Origin of the sequence: Parafrankia colletiae, from assembly GCF_001854655.1 — a bacterium.
GTDB classification, from domain to species: Bacteria; Actinomycetota; Actinomycetes; order Frankiales; family Frankiaceae; genus Parafrankia; species Parafrankia colletiae.
Genome location: NZ_MBLM01000163.1, coordinates 20,689 through 40,709 on the forward strand (window position 1 = coordinate 20,689; position 20,021 = coordinate 40,709).

Sequence of the window (20,021 nt, forward strand, 5' to 3'; positions counted from 1 at the left end):
CCGACACCGTCTCCTCGGCCGCTGCCGGGCTGTCGGCAACCGCCGGGTTGTCGCAAGCCGTCAGGCCGTCGGGCGAAGCCGGAGTCGGCGGCCGGTGACGGTCGCGGCGGCCGGGCTGCTCGCGGTCGCCGTGAGCGCCGGCGCCGGCGCCGCAACCGCCACCGCGCCCAGGGCCGGGGTCGGGGTCGGGACGGCGCGGCCACGGCGCGCGCCGCGGCCGGTACCGCCCGGCAGGGGGACCGACCTGCCACCGGCCGGACCAGCCGAATCCCCGGCCCCGGGCGGGCGCGCGGGGGGCGGTGCCGGTGGTGACGGCCGACCGGAGGACGCCGCCCCCACGACCACGGCCGCCACCACGACCACGGCCGCCCCCACGCCGCCCGCCGCGGCAGCGGCCGGCGTGGGGACGCTGATCCTCTACGACACGACCGGCGCGTGGGGCTGGCTCGGCGAGCAGTACGCCATGCAGGCGGCGAACCTCGCGTCGCGGTTCGGCACCTGGCAGGCCCGGCCCGGCAGCACCTACACCGCCGGCCAGCTGGCCGGCTACGCAGCCGTGATCTACATCGGGTCCACCTACGACGAACAGGTGCCGACAGCCTTCCTGACGGACGTCCTGGCGGGCACCCGCCCGGTGGTCTGGATGTACAACAACATCTGGCAGCTCACGGCCCAGTCGCCGGCGTTCCCGACGACCTATGGCTGGAACTGGTCGGGCTTCGACACCTCCACCGTCGGCGCCGTTCGCTACAAGGGGACGGACCTCACCCGGTACACCGGCAACGCCGCAGGGATCATGGACTACGCGGCGGTGGACACCACCCGGGCGACTGTGYTGGCGGAGGCGGTCCGCGGCGACGGGACGAGATTCCCCTGGGCGCTGCGGGCGAGGAACCTGACCTACATCGGTGAGATCCCGTTCGCCTACGCCGACATGACCGACCGCTACCTCTCCGTGGCGGACGTTCTCTTCGACGTGCTGGCGCCGCAGACACCGACCAGGCACCGGGCCCTGGTACGCATCGAGGACGTCGGGCCGGATGCCGACCCGGCCGAGCTGCGCGCCATCGCCGACTACCTCTCCTCGGCGCGGGTCCCGTTCTCGGTCACGGTCTACCCGCGGTACGTCGACGCGAACGGCACCTACAACAACGGTGTCGCACAGGATTACAGTCTCGCCGCACGGCCGGACGTCGTCTCCGCACTGCGCTACATGACCCAGCGCGGCGGAACGCTGATCATGCACGGTTGGACGCACCAGTTCTCGAACGCGGCCAATCCCTATTCCGGGGCGAGCGCGGACGACTTCGAGTTCTTCCGGGCCCATGTCGACGCGCAGGACAACGTCGTGTACGACGGGCCGGTCCCCGGTGACAGCCAGGCCTGGGCCACCAGCCGGATTAACGGGGCTGCGGCCGCTTTCACCGCGGCCGGGCTGGCTGTGCCGACCGTTTTCGAGTTCCCGCACTACGCCGCTTCCGCGCCCGACTACGCAGCGGCCCGGACGAAGTTCCCGCGCCGGTACGACCGTGGGCTGTACTTCCGCAACCAGCTGGCTGGCGGGACCGTCGACCACACGAAGTACGGAGGTCAGTTCTTTCCTTACCCGGTCACCGACATCCACGGGTCGTTCGTGATTCCGGAGAACATCGGGAACGTGGAGCCGGCGGCGTTCAACAACCACCCGGCGCGGCTGCCCGCGGATCTGATCGACGCGGCACGGCGCAATCTGGTCGTCCGGGACGGGTACGCCAGCATGTCCTACCACCCGTATCTGGGCGTCGACTACCTGCGGCAGACCGTCGAAGGTGTTCGGGCGCTCGGGTACTCCTTCATCGCCGCCTCGGCGGTCTGAGCGCACGGACCCACAACGGCGGGGAGGGCGTGGGACCCGGAGTTCCCACGCCCTCCCCGCCGTCGCGCTCTCCCCACCGTCGTGCCCTCGCACCGGCCGATCCACCGTCGTGCCCTCGCACCGGCCGATGCGGGTTCAGGCCCGGGGCTGTCGGTCCGCGTCAGCCCGCCCGGTGACCGTGACCGTGACGCGTGCGTCGACACCGGTCAGGTAGAGCGGACTGGTCTCGGTGAAACCGGGACCGTCCTCCTCCCCGATGTAGAGATCGAGCCGGCGGTCGCCCCCGAGTCCCGGGGTGAACTCGTCGCGTACCTCCCAGGTCGTGCGCCGCAGCGCCTCGCAGGCGGCCGGGTCGATCGCGGACCCGTCCTCCTCATGGCCGCAGTCGTCGATCACGAAGGCCGTCCCGGAGGGAAGGGTCGACGGATCCGCCGCGGCGCTGCGGAAGGGAACCAGGGCCCGGCCGACGGTGTCGCTGGGAATGTCGTCGAGCCAGAAACCGGTGTCGAAGGACCAGTTGAGCATCGACCCCGATCGCGGCCCGCTGGTGATACGCCCCGTCCCCTCGTCGCGTACCGCGTCGACGAAACTGGCGGGAAAGGCACCGAGAAGCTCGTCACCAAAGGCGCAGTCACGCTGCGGGCAGCCGCGCACCGTCGTCAACGGTGTATCCGCGTGAAAACCTTCCACCGCCGTGTAGTAGACGGTGAGATGCCAGCCTTCACCCGTTCCGCCCGTAACCTGGCCGCCCGCAGGCTCCGTGCAGGAGACAGAACCCACAGCCGATGTCAGCAGCACCGCCCCGGCCAGGATCCGCCGACTGAATCCCCGCGGGGATCTCACAGACGACACCCGGATGTTCTCCGCAGTTTTCACAGCCCACACTCTGCGGGCACCCTCCGGACGTCGGCAATGCTCCGGTTCAACCGGGTCACCACAACGCCCGGAAGGCCACACCCGCCGACTTCGGCCCCATCATCCCGCGATGGGGCGGGAATCAGGTACCAGAAGCGACGAAGTGCCGGGAGGAACCGCGGCCGATCCTGCCGGTGCGGACCGATCAGGCCATTGCGGCGGATTTCGGCGTGCCCTGTCCCAGTGGGAGACACCGGCAGTGCGCGGGCAGCGGCAGCGGGCCCGGCGGGCCCAGGAAGTCTCCCTGGCCCTGGTCCACACCCGCCGCGGTCAGCACCCGCATCGCGCCGGTCGTCTCGATGCCGGCAGCGACCAGGGTCGCCCCGATCTGCCGGGAGAAGTGCACCAGTGCCTCGACCAGCGCGCGGCGGGCCGTGTCCGCGCCGACCTCGGCGGAGAGCCAGCGGTTCATCTTCACGACGTCCGGCAGGATCTGCACGAGCCGGCGCAGGCTGGCATAGGCCACGCCCACGTTGTCGACCGCGACGCGGACGCCCATGTCCCGCAGCTCCTGCAGCCGGCCGAGCGTGCCGGGCAGGTCGTGGATGCTCTCCCGCTCGGTGATCTCGACGACCACCTGGTCGGCGCCCGGCCCGCTGAGCAGCTCGGTGAGACGTCCGGAGGCGATGGTCGCCGGTGCGGCGTTGACCGCGATGGACAGGCCGCGCGGGAACCGGGGCAGCGCCGTGAGGGTCGCCCGGATCGCCGCGAGCTCGAGATCGATGCCCATGCCGACCGACGTCGCGTAGGCGAACCATCGCTCCGGGGTCAAGCCGCCGTATTCCGGTCGGCGGGCCCCGTTCCCGGGCGCGGATCCGGGCGCGGGCTGTCGGCCARCCTCCGTGCCGGCTTCGTCGAAGATTCCCCCGCCCCCACCACAGTCTTCGCCGCCCGGCGGTGGGAAGGAGGGGAAGCGCGCCAGCGCCTCCGCCCCGACGATCCCGTGGGTCGGCAGATCGAACACCGGTTGGAAGACCATCTCCGGACCACCGCGGTCGATGATCCTCCCGATCACCGACCGGAGGTGGTCGTCGTCCGCGCCGCTACGGCGCAGCGCCGACACCGTCTCGGTCAGGGCGTCGGCCAGCAGCCGCAGGAAGTGACCGTCCTTGTCGCCCAGCTCCGGGTCCGGGTCGGTGCCCAGCGCGCACAGCATGCCGTAGAGCTCACCGGAGTCCAGATAGACCGGCGCTCCGACGTAGGAGCCGATCCCCAGCTCCCGGGTGACTGCCAGGCCGGCGGTACGGCTGTCGGCCCGCGCGTCGGGAATCACGGCGGGCAGCCGCCCGTCGAGCACCCGGGCGCAGTAGGTGCGCTCCTGGTCGACCTGACGCCCGACCAGGCTCTCGGCCAGAGCGCCGTCGCCGGCTACCAGCTCGATGACCTGACGGTCCCCGCTGAAGCGGGACAGCCAGGCGACGTCGGTGCGCAGGTGGCGCCGGGCGAGATCGAGCACCCGCGCCATCTCGTCGGTGTGCTCCCGCGCCTCCTGGACCGGGTCGCGCCTTCTGTGCCGGTCGCTGTCGGCACCGCCCGGATTCGCCTGCCCGCGCGCGGCCTCCCGCCTGCCGCCGGCCACACGCTCACTCACGGGTGCACCTCCCGCTCCTCGGCCGCCGGCGCCGAACCGGCGCTCCTGCCCCGTCGGTGGCGCTTCGTACCGTCGCTGCTCTCCTGTCCGCTCCTCAGTTCATGGTGCGCCGGTCCGCGTACCTCCGCAGGTCCGCGGATCCCGGCCGGGGAAGCTCAGTCGGCCGCGAGGGCCTGCCGGCGACGGCGGGCGATCTCCGCCAGTGCGATGCCGGTCGCGACACCGGCGTTCAGCGACTCCGTGGCTCCCGCCATCGGAATCCGGATCCTGAGATCACAGCATTCGCCGACCAGCCGGGAGAGCCCGCGGCCCTCCGAGCCGACAACGACGACCAGCGGGTCGGTGGCGACCTCCAGGTCGTCGAGGCTGACCTCGCCGTCCGCCGCCAGACCCGCGACGAACAGGCCCGCTTCGGCGTACGACCGCAGCGTGCGGGTCAGGTTCACGGCGCGCGCGACCGGCAGCCGAGCCGCCGCGCCCGCGGACGTCTTCCAGGCCGCCGCGGTCATGCCGGCGGCGCGCCGCTCCGGCACCACCACCCCGGTCGCGCCGAAGGCGGCTGCCGAGCGGACGACCGCCCCGAGGTTGCGCGGGTCGGTGACGCCGTCGAGTGCGACGACGAGGCCGGGCTGCGCGCCGCGGGTGGCCGCGGCCAGCAGGTCGTCCGGGTGGGCGTAGCTGTACGGCGGGACCGTCAGCGCCAGCCCCTGGTGCGGGGCGTTCGGGCAGAGCCGGTCGAGCTCGATCCGCCCGATGTCGACGACGCTCAGCCCGGCCCGGCCGGCGAGGCGGCGGGCGTCGGCGACCCGCTCGTCGAAGTCGAGACCGCCGGCGATCAGCAGCGTGGTCGCCGGCACGCCGGCGCGCAGCGCCTCGACCACCGCGTTGCGGCCGACCACGTACTCGTCGGACTCGCCGCGCCGTGAGGCGTACGCCGCCGAGCCGCCGGCCGGGCCCGCCCCGCCCGCCGCACCCGCACCCGCACCCGCACCCGCGGCACGCTCCACCCCAGGACGCCGTGCCCCCCGGGTGGCCGCGTTCGCCGCCGCGGCTGCCCGGCGCTGGGCCGGATGGCCCGGCCGCATCTCCGCCGGCGGTGTCGCACCCTTGCCCTGCAGCGCCTTGCGGCGCTGGCCGCCGCTGCCGAGCGCCGCGCCCTTACGGTGGGAGCCTGCCTTCCCGGCCCGGCCCCCCTGCCCACCGCGGGCGATGCCGCCACCGCCCCGGCCCTGGCCACCGGCCATCACAGACCACCTCGTCACTCACGCGTCGGGCCGTCGACCCGTCTGCGAGCCAACGATCATCAGACCGCACCCGGCCGGCCGGCGCCGGCCGGCCGGGGTGCTGTCGTCCATCAACGGTATCCGCCGACATCACGCCACGCGGCGGACACCGTCACCGGCGACCCTCGGCACCTCCACGCCTCGCCGGGCGCCGGAACCACGGCCCCACCGTGCCCGCGGCTGCACCGCCGGCCGCGACTGGCCCGGTCGGGGCACCAGTTGGCCAGGACGGCCGCCGGACCGGCGCCTTGCTACCTATCCTCAGGGTGACGCGCGGACCGACATCTGGAGGGCGGGTGGCAGGCTTCTCCGGACCGGGAGCGACGGATTCCGACCCGTCTGGCGCTCACCTTCCCACCCAGTCCCACACCCATGCCCGCGCCACCGCTGCCGGCGCCTGGCGACGGGCACATCCCGCCGTGTCCTGCCCGGTCTGCGCCAGTCCACTGGGCCGCGCCGCCGGCCGGGCCGGCGCCGGTGGGCACCTGCGGGAGAGCGGCTTCTGCCCGCGCTGCCGGACGCCCTACTCCTTCGCGCCGCCGCTGCGCGCCGGGGACGTCGCCGGCGGCTACGAGATCGTCGACTGCCTGGGCACGGGAGGCCCGGGAGYGGGCGGCTGGGTCTTCCTCGCCGTCGCGCCCGGCGGCCCGGTGGGCGCCGGGCGGCGGGTGGTACTGAAGAGCCTGCGGCGAGCCGGGACACGCCCGCCCCCGCTGAGCGCGCGGTTCTCCCGACGCCCGCTGCCGGCCCCCCCGCTGCGGCATCCGGCGATCGTGGAGACCCTCGGCGAGGTGCGGCACAACAACATCGTCTACACGGTGATGGACTTCGTGCCCGGCCCGTCGCTGGCGGGGCTGCTGCGGTCCAGGAGGCTCGCGCTCGGCGCGGCCGGCGCGCCACTGCCCGTCCCGGACGGGATCGCCGGCGCCCTGCGGCTGCTCTCCGCCCTGCGGTACGTGCACGAGCGCGGCTACGTCCACGGCGACCTCGCGCCGGGCAACGTGGTCTGGAACGGCGACCAGGTGACGCTGATCGATCTCCAGTCGGTGCGCCAGCACGGCCGGCGCTGCGGGGCCTTCCACGTCACGGCTGGATTTGACGCCCCCGAGCTCGCCATGAGTCCCCCGTCGGTGGGTTCTGACCTCTACGCTCTCGGCAGGCTCTTGGCAATCGCGGTGCTCGATTTTCCGCACCGTGCGTCAACATATCGCTACATCCTTCCGGCGGAGGAGGTCCACCAGGTGCTGGCCCGGAACGAACCCCTGCACCGGTTCCTCCTTCGTGCCACCGCGACCGATCCCGCGCGGAGGTTCGGCACCGCCGGCGACATGGCCGCGGCGCTGGCCGCGGTGGCGGCGAACGCCGCGCCGCAGCGCCCCACCGACGCCGGGCCGCGCCCGGCCGGAGCCCAGCAAAGGCCTCTGACCAGGCAAAAGGCGTGGGGGGCAGCGGAGGTTCCGGAGCACGCGCGGGCGGCGGGCGTACTGCAGGGGAGAACTTCCGGCATTCCACGCAGGACGGGCGGACGTTGACACCGAGGCAGGAACCGAGATCACCGGCGTCGACGCACCTGGCGGACCATGCCACTATTCATCTCGGCGTCCTTGGATCTGAGCAGGTCGACGTGATATATCCGGTCCCCACAGGACGGGCAGGAGGCACTTACCACATGGCTCCGCGCCAGACGGCTCCGCGCATACCGCCCAGACTCGCTGTCACTGGCGGGCCGCTGCCGCGGCCGGTGGCCTGACTGTGGACCTCAACCCCCGCCCGGGGCAGAGCTATCCCGGGCACGGCTACCCGCCGGAGGGCCCGGACGCCCMCCGCCCCGGTGACGGCTACCTCGACGAGTCGGGCCAGCAGGGCCGGTACCAGGGTAGCGATCTGCCGCCGGAGGGCTACCCGCCGGAGGAGTTCCGTCCGGAGCATCGCGGGGAGGGCTACGCCGCGGGCCACTTCCAGGACGCGCCCTATCCCGGGAACAGCTACCCCGAGAACGGCTACAGCGAGGGCGGCTACCCGGAGAACGCCGGCTACCCGGAGAACAACTATCCGGGCGGCGCGGCCTATCCCGGGGCCGGCTACCAGGCAGAATCGGGCACCTATCGTGACAGCGAGTATCGGGATGGGTACGCGGAGCACGGTTACGAGGCTGYGGCCTACCCGCCCGGCGGTTATTCGGACGGCGACTACTCCGGCGGCGGATTCGCCGGCGACGGGTACAGCCCCGACTCCGATCCCGCCACGATGCTCCTGGGCCACCGCGCCTCGCCGGTGAGCGAGTCCGCTGCCGGTGAGGAGGTCGTCCGCTGCCCGGTGTGCGCGGCGCCCAACTACAGCGATGCGCGGTACTGCGAGGCATGCGGCTTCGCCTTCACCGGCGCGCCGGTGGGTGGCGGCGACGCGGACCACCGCGAGATCGACCTGGGCCCGCTGGCCGGGGTGTGCGACCGCGGGGTCCGGCACACGACGAACGAGGACTCGATGGGCGTGGCGATCGTCCACGGAACGCTCATCGCCGTGGTCTGTGACGGCGTCTCGACGACCCCGGGGTCCGGCGAGGCGTCCGCGGCAGCCACCTCGACCGCGACGGCGATCCTCGCGGACGCGGTGCGCGCCCACGGACCCGGCGAGGCCGTCCCGTACGAGGAGCGCACCGAAAGCTCCGCGAACGATGTTCTGGACGTCCTGGAGGAGTACACCGAGTACGACGAGCCGCGTACCGCGCCGCGCCGGATCTCCGGAGGTTTCGGCCCGGACGAGGCCGACGCCGCCCTGCACGCCGCAGTCGAGGCTGCCCAGGCCACCATCGCCCAGCTCAGCGCGGCCGAGGGCCGGATGGCTCCGTCCTGCACCATCGCCGCGGCGATCATCACCCCGCCCTCGGTGGACGGCCCGGGCATGGTCACCGTCGGCTGGGTCGGCGACAGCCGGGTCTACCTGCTCGGTCCGCGCTGGTGCGAGCGGCTCACCGCGGACGACACCTGGGCGGCCGAAGCGGCCCGCGCCGGGCTGATCCCCGCCTCGGAGGCGGAGACGCACCGGCGTGCCCACACGCTGACCCGCTGGCTGGGCGGCGATGCCGAGGACGTCACCCCGCACACGGCCGCCTTCCCGATCGAGACGCCGGCCACGGTGCTCGTCTGCAGTGACGGGCTGTGGAACTACTCCTCCCGGCCGGACGTGCTCGCCGCTCTGGTGAACCAGCTCGACCCCGGTGCCGCCGCGCTGGACGTCGCCCGCCACCTCACCGACTTCGCGATCGACCAGGGCGGCCATGACAACATCACCGTGGTCGCGGCCAGGGTGACCAGTCAGTGACCTTCCACGGCCGGTCGGAAACGGCCCGGGGCGGGGATGCCCGGCCGTCGACCGCGGCGACACGGCTGCCAGACCGGTGATCCGGCCGGGCGATTCGGGAGGCCCTCACCTGGGGCAACGACGCAACCTACCGCCTCCTACAGGAGGCGGTTCACATCGACATTCCAACAACGGGTACGGTTCGTCTGAAGAAATACGTCGAGAAGATGGACGAGATGGTCCGCGACTCGTCGATGTCGGCCAGGACCGTTCGGGTGAACAGGTGATCAGGTGAGCGCACGCTGCCCGGAGGGGCACCTGTCCCACGATCCTGACTACTGCGATCAGTGCGGGCTACGGATCGTGGGCGGTCAGGATCGTTATGGTTTCCGCCAGGACGATGGCGGCCGTGATCCCGCGTACCCGGCGGGCGCGCCCGCCGGCCGGGCGGCGGACCCGTACGCGCGACGGGCACCGGAGCGGGACCCGTCGGTCCCGCCGGGCGCCGACGGCGCCCAGGGCGGCTACGACCCGCTCGGGATCCGGCGCGCGCCGGCCGACGCCCCCGGGGTGGCGGACCCGCCCCGCGGCGCGGGCCGCGGCGGTGACCCGTACGGCGGCTACGGCCGCGAGGGCTACGCCGAGGAACCGCGCTCCGCTCGCGGTGGCTACCCGGCGGACCCGTACGCCCGCGAGGGCTACGGGCGGCCGGACGAGCGCGGGCGTCCCGACGCCCGCGGTGAGCGGCACGACCCGTACGGGCGTGAGCCCGACGAGCGCGGCGCCGGCTTCGGCGGCCGTGACGACCGGACACCGCCCGGGTACGGCCGCGAGGGCCGGGACGAGCGGGACGGGCGGGGCGGCTACCCCGTCGGGCGGGCCGAGCCGGACGGCGGGTTTCCCCGCGGCCGTGACGACCGCGGCGGCTATGGCGGGCCTGAGGGCCGGCCCGACGGCCGCGGCGGGTACGGCGCGGGCGAGCCGGGCCGGGGTGCCCCGGACGCCGACCCCCGGCGCGGCTACCGCGACGGCGGGTCGTTCGGTGCACCCGGCGGCGGCTACGGCGCCGACCCACTGGGCGCGGCGGGGGCCGGCTCCACGCCGGTGCCGGCGGGGCCTGCCGGGCCGGGCGTCCGGGACCGTGCCGCCGACCGCTACGCGCCCTGCCCCAACTGCCGGTCGCTGAACGACCCGTCCGCACGCTTCTGCGAGAACTGCGGGCTCGATTTCAGCACCGGCCAGCTGCCCGCCCCGGCGGGCGGCGGCGGGATCGACGACGCGGGTGCCACCTCACGGCAGGCCGGGCCGCGGCGCGGCCAGGAGGCCCGCCACGCCACCGATCCGAGGATGGCCGACCCGCGCCTCGGTGACCCCCGGCTGGGCGACCCGCGGATCGGCGAGCAGCGCCGCGACGACCCGAGGATGGGCGACCCGCGCGCGGGGAGCCGGGGCAACGACTGGGACGCGCCGCAGGCCGGCACCTGGGAGGCCGTCGTCGAGGCCGAGCGGGAGTACTACGACAGCGGCGACGACCATCGCGTCCCGTTCCCGGCGTTCTACCCGCGCCGCGTCTTCGCGCTGACCGAGTCGCAGATGCTCATCGGGCGGCGCAGCGAGTCCCGGGGCATCAACCCGGAGATCGACCTGTCGGGCGCGCCGGAGGACCCGGGGATCTCCCGGGCCCACGCGACGCTGGAGCGGATGCCCGACGGGACGTACGCCGTCCGGGACCCGGGGTCGACCAACGGGACCCGGCTGAACGACGAGCCCGACCCGATCGAGCCCGGCCGCCCGATTCCGCTGCGCGACGGCGATCGCGTCTACGTCGGCGCCTGGACGAGGATCACCGTCCGCGCACAGTGATCGCCGCCGTCAGGCGGGAACCTGACGGCTCGGCACGATCTGGCCCGCGTCGCTGTCACCAGCGGCGCGGGCCAGGTCGTTCAGGCGGATGTCGTTCAGGCGAGGTGCCAGCGCTGGCCTTCGGGCGTGTCCTCGATGACGACGCCGGCGGCGGCGAGCCGCGAGCGGATCGAGTCCGCCTCGGAGTAGTCCCGCCGGGCCCTGGCCGCCGAGCGCAGGTCGAGCAGGACGTCCATGACGCCGTCGAGCGCCGGGCGCAGCTCGGCCCCGGCCGTCGGCCACTGCTCCACCGGGTCGAGCCCGAGCACGGTGAGCATCCGGCGGGTGACGTCGACCCAGCCGGCCAGTTCCCGGCTGTGCGTCTTGGAAAGCACCTGGTTGCCGCGGCCGACCACGCCGAACAGCGCCGCCAGCGCGCGGCCGACCGAGAGATCGTCGTCCAGCGCTGCCGCGAACTCGGCCCAGGCCTGACGGGGCGTCAGGTCATCGCCCGCAGGCGCGGCCGCACCCGCCTGCGCCAGCCCCCCCGGCGACAGGCTCCGCTGTGCCAGCCCCGCGGGACCGCCTCCCGGATCCGTGCCGTCGCGGTCGGTCTCCGCGGCGAGCGCGGCGGCCTCGTCCGGCCCGCCCAGGATGTCGAGGGCGTTGCGGACGAACGTCTCCACCCGGTCGTGCGCCGCGCCGGACTCGTCGAGCGTCTGCGCGCTGTACTCCAGCGAGGAGCGGTAGTGCGCCGAGAGCAGGTGGTACCGCAGGACCTGCGGGCGGACCGCGGCCAGCGCGTCCGTCACGAAGAACGAGTTGCCCAGCGACTTGGACATCTTGGTGCCACCGGTGGTCAGCAGCCCCACGTGCATCCAGTAGTTGGCCATCTCGGCGGCTTCTGGTCCACCAGCCGAGCAGACCGTCTGGGCGCGCTCGTTCTCGTGATGCGGGAAGACCAGATCGAGCCCACCGCCGTGGATGTCGAAGACGTCACCGAGGTACTTGCCGGCCATCGCCGAGCACTCCAGGTGCCAGCCGGGACGGCCCGGCCCCCAGGGCGACGACCAGGAGGGCTCGCCGGGCCGCGCCGCCTTCCACAGGGCGAAGTCCCGGGGATCGGACTTGCCCGGCTCGGCCTCCGGAGACGGGTGCATCGACGCGGGCCGCTGGTGGGACAGGGCGCCGTAGTCCGCGTAGGCGCCGACCCGGAACCACACCGAGCCCGCGCCCGGGTAGGCCAGCCCCCGCTCCACCAGGACGGAGACCATCTCCAGCATCTCCGGGATGTGCCCGGTGGCCCGCGGGGAGATCGTCGGTGGCAGGACGCCGACAGCCCGGTAGGCCTCGTCGAACGCCCTGGTCTGCCGGGTGGCGAGCTCCCAGACGGTGGTACCCGCCAGGTCCGCGTTGACGATGATCTTGTCGTCGATGTCGGTGACGTTCTRCACGAAGGTCACCGCGAGCCCGCCCTGCGTCATCCACCGCCGCAGCAGGTCGAACGCCAGCGCGGTGCGGATATGGCCCACATGCGGCGGTGACTGGACGGTGGGCCCACACACGTACACGCCCACATGACCGGGGCGCAGCGGCACAAACGGCCGCACGCGCCGGGTGCGCGTGTCATAGAGGCGAAGACCCATCTGTCAAGGGTACGGCCCCCGGCAGCCGCCACGCCGAAGGGAGGTACTGGAATGGGGGTCGCGCCGGGGCATCAGGGGGCCGAATCGCGGAACCGACCCCCCGCGCGAAGGCGGTCGCGGGCGGTGTCAGCCCGCGGTGAGAACGGTCAGCCCGTGGTGAGAACGCGCTCCGCGATGACGCGGATCACCAGCCTGACCTCGTCCGGCCCGTCCCAGCCGTACGGAGAGCCGGTGTACTTCGTGGACAGCTGGTCGATGAGCTCCTTGCCGCCCTCCTCGGAGAGCGAGGCCACACCGCGGATCTCGACGTAGGCATACGGGTCGCGCTGGTCAAGAAACATCAGGCCGACCCGAGGGTCTCGGGCGATGTCCCGCTCCTTGGCCCGGCCGCGCACCGTCGACAGCAGCAGGTCGTCACCGTCCCGCGCGATCCACAGCACGGTGAGGCGCGGCGCGCCGTCCGGACGGATCGTCGCCAGCGTCACGTAGGTCGGAGCATCCACGAGTGCCCTGACCGCCTCCGGGAGCCGCGCCGCCATCACACTCCTCCGAGACTCGCTCACCGGGCACACCCTCTCACTCCCCCAGCATCAAACTACGTCCGATGCCAGTCAGGCATGCCAACAATCCGGCAACCGCGCCTGCCGTCCGGGAAGGGCCCGCCCGCAGGCGGCTACCCAGCGCCCGGCGTGCCCGCCGGCACGCCCGCCGACGGGTCCGTCGCAGGCAGCCGACGGGCAGCCCGCCGACCGGGAACGCGAACGCCGCCGGCCGAGGCCGGCGGGAGTGGGTTCAGAGGCGGGCGACCAGGGCCGTCGCCACCGCGGCCAGCCCCTCACCCCGCCCGGTCAGACCGAGGCCGTCCGTGGTCGTCGCGGACAGGTTGACCGGGGCACCCAGAGCCGACGACATCGCCTCCTGCGCCTCGAGCCGCCTGGCGGCCATCCGGGGGCGGTTACCCACCACCTGGACAGCGACGTTGCCGATCAGCCAGCCGCCCTCCGCGAGCAGCCGGGCTGTCTCGCCCAGCAGTGCGGCGCCGGAGGCCCCGGACCACTCCGGGCGGCCCGTGCCGAACACCGCGCCGAGGTCACCGATGCCGGCGGCGGTAAGCAGCGCGTCGCAGGCCGCGTGTGCGGCCACGTCACCGTCGGAGTGCCCGGCCAGGCCGGTCTCGCCCGGCCACTGCAGGCAGGCGACCCAGCAGTCGCGCCCCGCCTCGAAGGGGTRGACGTCCACCCCCGTGCCCACGCGGGGCAGCTGCGGCGCGGTCATCGCTGGCCGTCCCGGGCCAGCGAGTCGGCCAGCAGCGCCTCCGCGAGGACCAGATCGACCGGCCGGGTCACCTTGAACGCCTCCTCGGCGCCGGGAATCGTCGTCACCGGCACCCCGAGCGCCTCGACGAGGCCCGCGTCGTCGGTGACGGGCAGGTCGCGGTTCGCGTAGGCGGTGCGCAGAATGTCCCGCCGGAAGCCCTGCGGGGTCTGCACCGCGCGCAGCATGTCCCGGCGCGGGGTCCGCACCACCCGGCCGTCCGCGTCGATCTCCTTGACGGTGTCCGTCACGGGCAACACGGGGATCACCGCCGGATGACCGGCGAGCACCGCCGTCGCGACCGCGTCCACCAGCGTGGCCGGCGTGAGCGGCCGTGCCGCGTCATGCACGAGGACGACCCCGATGTCATCGTCCAGGGCGTCCAGCGCGGTGCGCACCGAATCCACCCGCTCCCCGCCGCCCGGCACCACGCACACTCCGGGGCCGAGGATCTGCCCGACGACGTCCACCAGCGTGGGTGGCGCCGCGACAACGACCTGGGTGACGTGCGCGGACGCCAGGAGAGTCTCCACCGCCCGCAGCAGCATCGGACGGCCAGCGAGCGGCCGCAGTGCCTTGGGTGTGCCGCCACCGAGGCGCTCGCCCCGGCCAGCTGCCGGCACGACCGCCCCTACTCGGGTGCTCACCACCTATGGCCTCCGCAGCGTCCGCGTATCGCGACCCGGTCGATCCGGGCGGGTGAGAGGCCCCCTTCCGGGGGCACTCCCACAGGTACGGAAATCCGCAGCAACCACGATTCGGTCGGGAACATCAAGCCTTCCGCTGACGTCGGGCGACGCGTACAAAGCCGCCCTGGTGTTGCCGACCGTGCATGTCCGAGGTGGCGCCGGTATCAGCCGGCGAGGACCTCGTCGAGCATGGCTTCGGCCTTGTCCTCATTGGTTCCCTCAGCGAGCGCGAGTTCACTGACAAGAATCTGCCGCGCCTTGCTGAGCATGCGCTTCTCACCTGCGGAAAGACCGCGCTCACGATCACGCCGCCAGAGATCACGAACCACCTCGGCGACCTTGTTCACGTCGCCGGAGGCGAGCTTCTCCAGGTTGGCCTTGTAACGCCGTGACCAGTTGGTCGGCTCCTCCGTGTGCGGGGCGCGCAGCACCTCGAACACACGCTCCAGGCCGTCCTGGCCGACAACGTCACGCACGCCCACCATGCCGACGTTGTCGGCTGGAACACGGACAGTGAGATCGCCCTGAGCGACCTTCAGCACGAGATAAAGTTTCTCTTCACCCTTGATGACGCGCGTTTCAATCGCATCAATCAGAGCAGCACCATGATGCGGGTAAACAACGGTCTCGCCGACTTGGAACGCCATGTGTCACGTGCCCCTTCCGCCTCTACCAGCGTAACACGCACGCATCGCCGCAGGTCAGACGCGCACTCCCGGCCGGCAGGGGAAGAGCGCCGCCGTCGTGTTGCGGCCACCCTCCGAGGCGGACAGCTGCTGCACGCGACCGGGCCGGTGCGCAGGCCGACCGGATCCGCGCAGGTCGGGGCCTATCAAGAGGCGGATCGACCCGGCTGGCGAAACAGATGGCGATGCGGTGGAAGTTGTCCGGTTGTTGGTATCAAGGGCGCCGCGACACTACCGCTCCGGCCACCCGTCCCCCCGCCGACCCGCCGGATGTCCCCCTGGCACCGGCCGCGCCGGCCGGGCGTGTCGCGCCGCCGCCACCAAGGTCGGGCACCCCACCCGTTGGTTCCGGGCACGGTCCGGCCCCGTCCGGCAGGTGCACCGGCGTCCCGCGCGGACACCCGCGTGCCACCCGATCGCCAACCTGATRATCACTGGCCCGAGGTGGCCAATGGCCCGCGATCCCCGTGTACTGCGGCCTTTTCCGTCCGGACCGGCGGGGACCAGGCGGCCTCCCCCGCGCGTGCCAGGCCCGGGCGGGCCCCCCTTTCCGCGGTCCCACCTTGGCCGGAGCGGACGGGTCCCGAGCGGGCGGCGCACACCGCGGACATCCGCATTCTCTTGCGCGAGCCAGGACCGAAACGCCATGCTCGCGATCGCTCGCCCCCCGACCCCCGCCGGCATCCTTCCGCCCGCTCCACCTGCCGGCCGGCTCCACCAGGGGGCCTGGCCAGGCCAGCCCCGGYGGCCGCCACCGGCCGGGCCCGGTCCATCCGGGCAGCGGCGCCCCTGCCGCAGCGCCCCGCCCAGGCCCGCGGACGGTTTCGTCTGGGCCGTTCGGGCGGCGCCGTGCTGTCCGATCGGTCCAGATGTCGAGCCCGACACGTACCAGACGCACATTGAGGGCCGGGATGGCTAGTGTTAGCCCCGCACCCGCGGCCCGACCTGGGTCTCGCGGGTGACCGGGTGCGCTCCCGGTGTGCCATGGACGATCCACCGGCTGGACTCTCCACGGCCCGCGGGGGAGCGCGCCGGCCGCTGCGGATTCCCGCAACGGCCACACTGACCGGTCACGACCGTTCGGCACCGACGCGCCAGCCGCGCCGGTCCCTGCGCAGGAGGAGCCACCGAGCCGTGAGCCGCCGTCTGGGTGCTCGTTCCGCGACGTCCACCACCATGGGGACGCCGCCCGTCGACGCCACCGATACCGATGGCCCCAGCCACGCACCGCGAGCCGGCGCCGGCGCACCCGCCGCCCGCCGCAGCGGCACGCGCAGGCGGGCCGCCATCGCCGCGTCGTCCGTCGCCGCGGCCATTGTCACCGCCACTCTCAGCGGCTGCGCGTCCGGGACGGACGCGGTCACCAACTCCGCCCGCACGACAACCAACTCGGTGAGCGGATCCGTCGGCTCCGTCACCCTGCGGAACGTCTATGTCGCCGGGCCCGCGGACGAGGGCGGCACCGCCCAGATCATCTCCGCGGTGTTCAACGGGGGCGCCGAAGAGGACAGTCTCATCACCGTGTCCTCGCCGGCCGCGAGTGGCGGGCAGGCACCGTCACCGTCGATCATTCGTCCCGGCGGCGGCAACATCTACATCGCCAACGGCTCGGCCCCGACACTGACCGGCCTCACCGAGGACCTGATGGTCGGCGCCGAGATCCCCGTGACGTTCACCTTCGCCAAGTCCGGCAGCCTCACGCTCGACGTACCGATCGAGCCGCCCGCTCCCGGCGCCTCGGCGGCCGCGACGGCGGGCACGACCCTGCCGGCCACGGAGCCGGCGACGACGTCGCCAGCCACCGCCAGCACCCCGCCCGAGGCCGGCGCCGGGACACCTGGAGCCGGTGGGACCGCACCCGCGCCCACGGCGCCCGCGGAGACCGCACCTGCGGCCACGGCGCCCGTACCCACCTCCTGACCGAGGCTTCCTGACCCCGCGGCGCTGAGGGCGCAGGCCCGCCTCGCCCGACCAGGCCGCGGGCATGGACTGGACGGCGCGTAGCCCGCCCGGGCCCGAACTGTCGGACCCGGCGGCTACCGTGACCGTCATGTCCTCTGTTGGCCCTGCGGGGCGGTCGGCCGGTGGCCTGGGGCGGGCTCCGTCCCGTGGCGCGAGCTCCCGCAACCCCGCCGGAGGCTTCCGTTGCTCCGCCTGTGAGACGGAGACCGTCCGCTGGGCCGGGCGGTGCCCACGCTGCCAGGCCTGGGGCACGCTCGAGGCACAGGCACCGCCGGCCCGCCGGCCCGGCGCTCTGAGCGGCGGCGGGCTGGGTGGCGGGGCACGGCTCGGGGCCGCCGCGCCGGTGACCGCGCCCGCGACTCCCGTCACCGCGGTCGACACCACGGCCACCCGCATGCGTCCCACCGGCATCGGTGAGCTCGACCGGGTGCTCGGCGGCGGGCTGGTGCCGGGCGCGGTGATCCTGCTGGCCGGCGAGCCGGGGGTAGGCAAGTCCACGCTCCTCCTGGAGGTGGCCGCGCGCAGCGCCACCGGTGGCTCCCGGGCCCTCGTCGTGACCGGCGAGGAGTCCGCGGCCCAGGTGCGCCTGCGCGCCGGTCGCATCGGGGCGCTGCACCCCGACCTCTGGCTGGCCGCCGAGACCGACCTCGGCGCCGTGCTGACGCATGTCGAGGAGGTCCGTCCAGAGCTCCTCGTCGTCGACTCTGTGCAGACGATCTCCTCGTCGGGCTCCGAGGGCTCCGCCGGCGGCGTCACGCAGGTGCGCGAGGTGACCGGGGCACTGATCCGCACGGCCAAGGCGCTGGGCCTGGCGACCGTGCTGGTCGGCCATGTCACCAAGGAGGGCACGGTGGCCGGCCCGCGGCTGCTCGAGCACCTCGTGGACGTCGTCCTGCACTTCGAGGGTGAGCGGCACTCCACGCTGCGGCTGGTGCGCGCAGRCAAGAACCGGTACGGCCCGGCCGACGAGGTGGGCTGCTTCGAGATGCACGACTCGGGCATCCGCGAGGTCGCCGACCCCAGCGGGCTGTTCCTCTCCCGGTCCGGCGGTGCGGGCCCGGCAGCCGTGGCCGGTACCTGTGTGACGGTGACGGTCGAGGGCCGCCGGCCCCTGGTCGCCGAGGTCCAGGCCCTGGTCGCCGAAGCGTCCGCGCAGGTCCCGCGCCGGGCCGTCTCCGGGCTCGACGCGGCCCGGGTCGCGATGATCCTCGCGGTCGTGGAGCGGCGGGCCCGGGTCCGCTTCGGCCGGGCCGATGTCTACACCGCGACCGTGGGCGGGGTTCGGCTCGCCGAGCCCGCCGCCGATCTGGCCGTGGCGCTGGCCACAGTGAGCGCCGCGCGGGACCATCCCCTCCCCGGCGACCTGGTCGCGATCGGCGAGGTCGGCCTGGCCGGCGAGGTGCGGTCGGTGGGCGCGGTGCGGCAGCGCCTCGCCGCGGCAGCCCGGCTGGGCTTCCGGCGCGCGCTCGTCCCCACCGGCTCCGGTGAGGCCCCGGAGGGCCTTGTGGTCCAGGAAGTGCCCGACCTTATCGCGGCCATTGCGCACATGTACGACGAATGAACATGCTTTGGCGATTGYCGGATATGGTGAGATCGCGTTGAGCCTGCGCTCATCCGCACGGGGCCTACCGATACCATCAGGGCGACGGGCACGACACGACGGGGGCGTTCGACGCACAGGACGTCGGAGAACAACGAGGGAGCCTGATGGCAGGACCACCCGGGGATGACATCTTCCGGGCGACACTCGCCGCGGTCGCGCCCGGAACTCCGTTCCGTGATGGTCTCGAGCGCATCCTGCGTGGTCACACCGGAGCCCTGATCGTGCTGGGCCACGACAAGGTCGTGGAAGGTCTGTGCACCGGCGGGTTCGAGTTCGACGTCGAGTTCTCCGCCACCCGCCTGCGCGAGCTGGCGAAGATGGACGGCGCGATCGTGCTCTCCTCCGACCTCACCCACATCGTCCGGGCAGCGGTACATCTGGTCCCCGATCCGACCGTCCCGACCGAGGAGTCCGGCACCCGGCACCGCACCGCGGAGCGGGTCGCCAAGCAGACCGGCTTCCCGGTGATCTCCGTCAGCCAGTCGATGCACATCATCGCCCTGTACGTCGCCGGGCGGCGCTACGTCCTCGACGGGGCGGCGGCCATCCTGTCCCGCGCCAACCAGGCACTGGCGACGCTCGAACGGTACAAGCTGCGGCTCGACGAGGTCGCCGGCACGCTGTCCGCGCTGGAGATCGAGGATCTCGTCACCGTCCGCGACGCCATCTCGGTCAGTCAGCGCCTCGAGATGGTCCGGCGGATCGCGGACGAGATCGAGAGCTACGTGGTCGAGCTGGGCACCGACGGCCGCCTGCTGTCCCTGCAGCTCGAGGAGCTGATGGCCGGGGTCGAGACGGAGCGCGAGCTCACCGTCCGCGACTACCTGCCGGTCGGAGCCCGGGCCGGGAACGCCACGCAGGTCCTCACGGAGCTCTCCGCGATGTCCCCGACCGACCTGCTCGACCTCACCGTGATCGCCCGGGTGATCGGCTTCTCCGGTGGGGCGGACATCCTCGACCGCCAGATCAGCCCGCGGGGCTACCGGATGCTGGCCAAGGTRCCGCGCCTGCCGCGGATGGTCGTCGACCGCCTCGTCGACCACTTCGGAACGCTGCAGAAGCTGCTGGCGGCTGGTGTCGACGACCTGCAGGCCGTCGACGGCGTCGGGGAGGGCCGGGCGCGGGCCGTCCGCGAAGGCCTCTCCCGGCTCGCCGAGTCCAGCATCCTCGAGCGCTACGTCTAGCGCGGTCACCGCGCCAGTGCGGTGACCGGCAGGGTTCGGGGTTCGCCCGGCGCTGATACCGGGCGTGCCCGGGAGCGATATCAGCACCAATAACGCCACCATTGTTCTCCGATCGGGAGAATACCTTTCCGCGCCGCGGCATTTCCGGTTC

The 20,021-nt window shown here is 73.4% G+C and carries 16 protein-coding genes; 8 read left to right on the forward strand and 8 right to left on the reverse strand.

Features of this window, described 5'->3' with window-relative positions:
* Nucleotides 1–94: 94 nt before the first annotated feature.
* Nucleotides 95–1,855: a DUF2334 domain-containing protein gene (locus CC117_RS30055; RefSeq protein ID WP_241830558.1), complete on the forward strand. Its 1,761-nt coding sequence runs from the start codon at nt 95–97 to the stop codon at nt 1,853–1,855.
* A 135-nt stretch (nt 1,856–1,990) separates the two neighbouring features.
* Here CC117_RS30055 and CC117_RS30060 read toward each other — a convergent pair whose 3' ends face one another.
* The 3 genes from CC117_RS30060 to rlmB all read right to left on the reverse strand — a co-directional run bounded on the left by CC117_RS30060 (nt 1,991) and on the right by rlmB (nt 5,605).
* Complete coding sequence (locus tag CC117_RS30060) at nt 1,991–2,509, reverse strand: RlpA-like double-psi beta-barrel domain-containing protein (RefSeq protein WP_241830584.1); 519 nt, start codon at nt 2,507–2,509, stop codon at nt 1,991–1,993.
* A gap of 406 nt (nt 2,510–2,915) precedes the next feature.
* Complete coding sequence (locus tag CC117_RS30065) at nt 2,916–4,361, reverse strand: sensor domain-containing phosphodiesterase (protein ID WP_241830559.1); 1,446 nt, start codon at nt 4,359–4,361, stop codon at nt 2,916–2,918.
* A 155-nt stretch (nt 4,362–4,516) separates the two neighbouring features.
* Complete coding sequence (rlmB, locus tag CC117_RS30070) at nt 4,517–5,605, reverse strand: 23S rRNA (guanosine(2251)-2'-O)-methyltransferase RlmB (RefSeq protein WP_071090571.1); 1,089 nt, start codon at nt 5,603–5,605, stop codon at nt 4,517–4,519.
* Between the two features lie 335 nt (nt 5,606–5,940).
* On the opposite strand from rlmB, the gene CC117_RS30075 reads away from it, so the two are divergent.
* The 4 genes from CC117_RS30075 (at nt 5,941) to CC117_RS30085 (ending at nt 10,807) form a co-directional block, all read left to right on the forward strand.
* The gene (locus CC117_RS30075) at nt 5,941–7,176 is read left to right on the forward strand and encodes a protein kinase domain-containing protein (protein ID WP_084133030.1); all 1,236 of its coding nucleotides are present in this window, start codon (nt 5,941–5,943) and stop codon (nt 7,174–7,176) included.
* Nucleotides 7,177–7,396: 220 nt separating this feature from the next.
* Nucleotides 7,397–8,965 (forward strand): PP2C family serine/threonine-protein phosphatase, encoded by a 1,569-nt coding sequence (locus CC117_RS30080; RefSeq protein WP_071090574.1) that lies wholly within the window; start codon nt 7,397–7,399, stop codon nt 8,963–8,965.
* A gap of 92 nt (nt 8,966–9,057) precedes the next feature.
* Nucleotides 9,058–9,231, forward strand: coding sequence for a hypothetical protein (locus CC117_RS39880; protein WP_157905482.1), 174 nt, complete (start codon nt 9,058–9,060; stop codon nt 9,229–9,231).
* Nucleotides 9,232–9,235: 4 nt separating this feature from the next.
* Nucleotides 9,236–10,807 carry an FHA domain-containing protein gene (locus CC117_RS30085; RefSeq protein ID WP_071090577.1) on the forward strand — a complete coding sequence of 524 codons (1,572 nt, stop codon included), beginning with the start codon at nt 9,236–9,238 and terminating at the stop codon, nt 10,805–10,807.
* A 95-nt stretch (nt 10,808–10,902) separates the two neighbouring features.
* On the opposite strand, the gene cysS is transcribed toward CC117_RS30085, so the two are convergent.
* From cysS to CC117_RS30110, 5 genes are all read right to left on the reverse strand, one after another.
* The gene (gene cysS / locus CC117_RS30090) at nt 10,903–12,432 is read right to left on the reverse strand and encodes a cysteine--tRNA ligase (RefSeq protein ID WP_071090580.1); all 1,530 of its coding nucleotides are present in this window, start codon (nt 12,430–12,432) and stop codon (nt 10,903–10,905) included.
* Nucleotides 12,433–12,578: 146 nt separating this feature from the next.
* Nucleotides 12,579–12,971, reverse strand: a complete 393-nt coding sequence (locus CC117_RS30095) for a PPOX class F420-dependent oxidoreductase (protein WP_071090583.1) — start codon at nt 12,969–12,971, stop codon at nt 12,579–12,581.
* Between the two features lie 253 nt (nt 12,972–13,224).
* Complete coding sequence (gene ispF / locus CC117_RS30100) at nt 13,225–13,707, reverse strand: 2-C-methyl-D-erythritol 2,4-cyclodiphosphate synthase (protein WP_071090586.1); 483 nt, start codon at nt 13,705–13,707, stop codon at nt 13,225–13,227.
* Nucleotides 13,704–14,393, reverse strand: coding sequence for a 2-C-methyl-D-erythritol 4-phosphate cytidylyltransferase (ispD, locus tag CC117_RS30105; RefSeq protein ID WP_071091142.1), 690 nt, complete (start codon nt 14,391–14,393; stop codon nt 13,704–13,706). The genes ispF and ispD overlap by 4 nt, the downstream gene beginning before the upstream one ends.
* A gap of 206 nt (nt 14,394–14,599) precedes the next feature.
* A complete protein-coding gene (locus tag CC117_RS30110) occupies nt 14,600–15,082 on the reverse strand; it encodes a CarD family transcriptional regulator (RefSeq protein ID WP_006545253.1) in 483 nt (160 codons plus the stop codon).
* Nucleotides 15,083–16,255: 1,173 nt separating this feature from the next.
* On the opposite strand from CC117_RS30110, the gene CC117_RS30115 reads away from it, so the two are divergent.
* The 3 genes from CC117_RS30115 (at nt 16,256) to disA (ending at nt 19,870) form a co-directional block, all read left to right on the forward strand.
* The gene (locus CC117_RS30115) at nt 16,256–17,041 is read left to right on the forward strand and encodes a copper chaperone PCu(A)C (RefSeq protein WP_071090589.1); all 786 of its coding nucleotides are present in this window, start codon (nt 16,256–16,258) and stop codon (nt 17,039–17,041) included.
* Between the two features lie 130 nt (nt 17,042–17,171).
* Nucleotides 17,172–18,644, forward strand: a complete 1,473-nt coding sequence (radA, locus tag CC117_RS30120) for a DNA repair protein RadA (RefSeq protein WP_116287942.1) — start codon at nt 17,172–17,174, stop codon at nt 18,642–18,644.
* Between the two features lie 146 nt (nt 18,645–18,790).
* Complete coding sequence (gene disA / locus CC117_RS30125) at nt 18,791–19,870, forward strand: DNA integrity scanning diadenylate cyclase DisA (RefSeq protein ID WP_071090592.1); 1,080 nt, start codon at nt 18,791–18,793, stop codon at nt 19,868–19,870.
* The last annotated feature ends 151 nt before the right edge of the window (nt 19,871–20,021 follow it).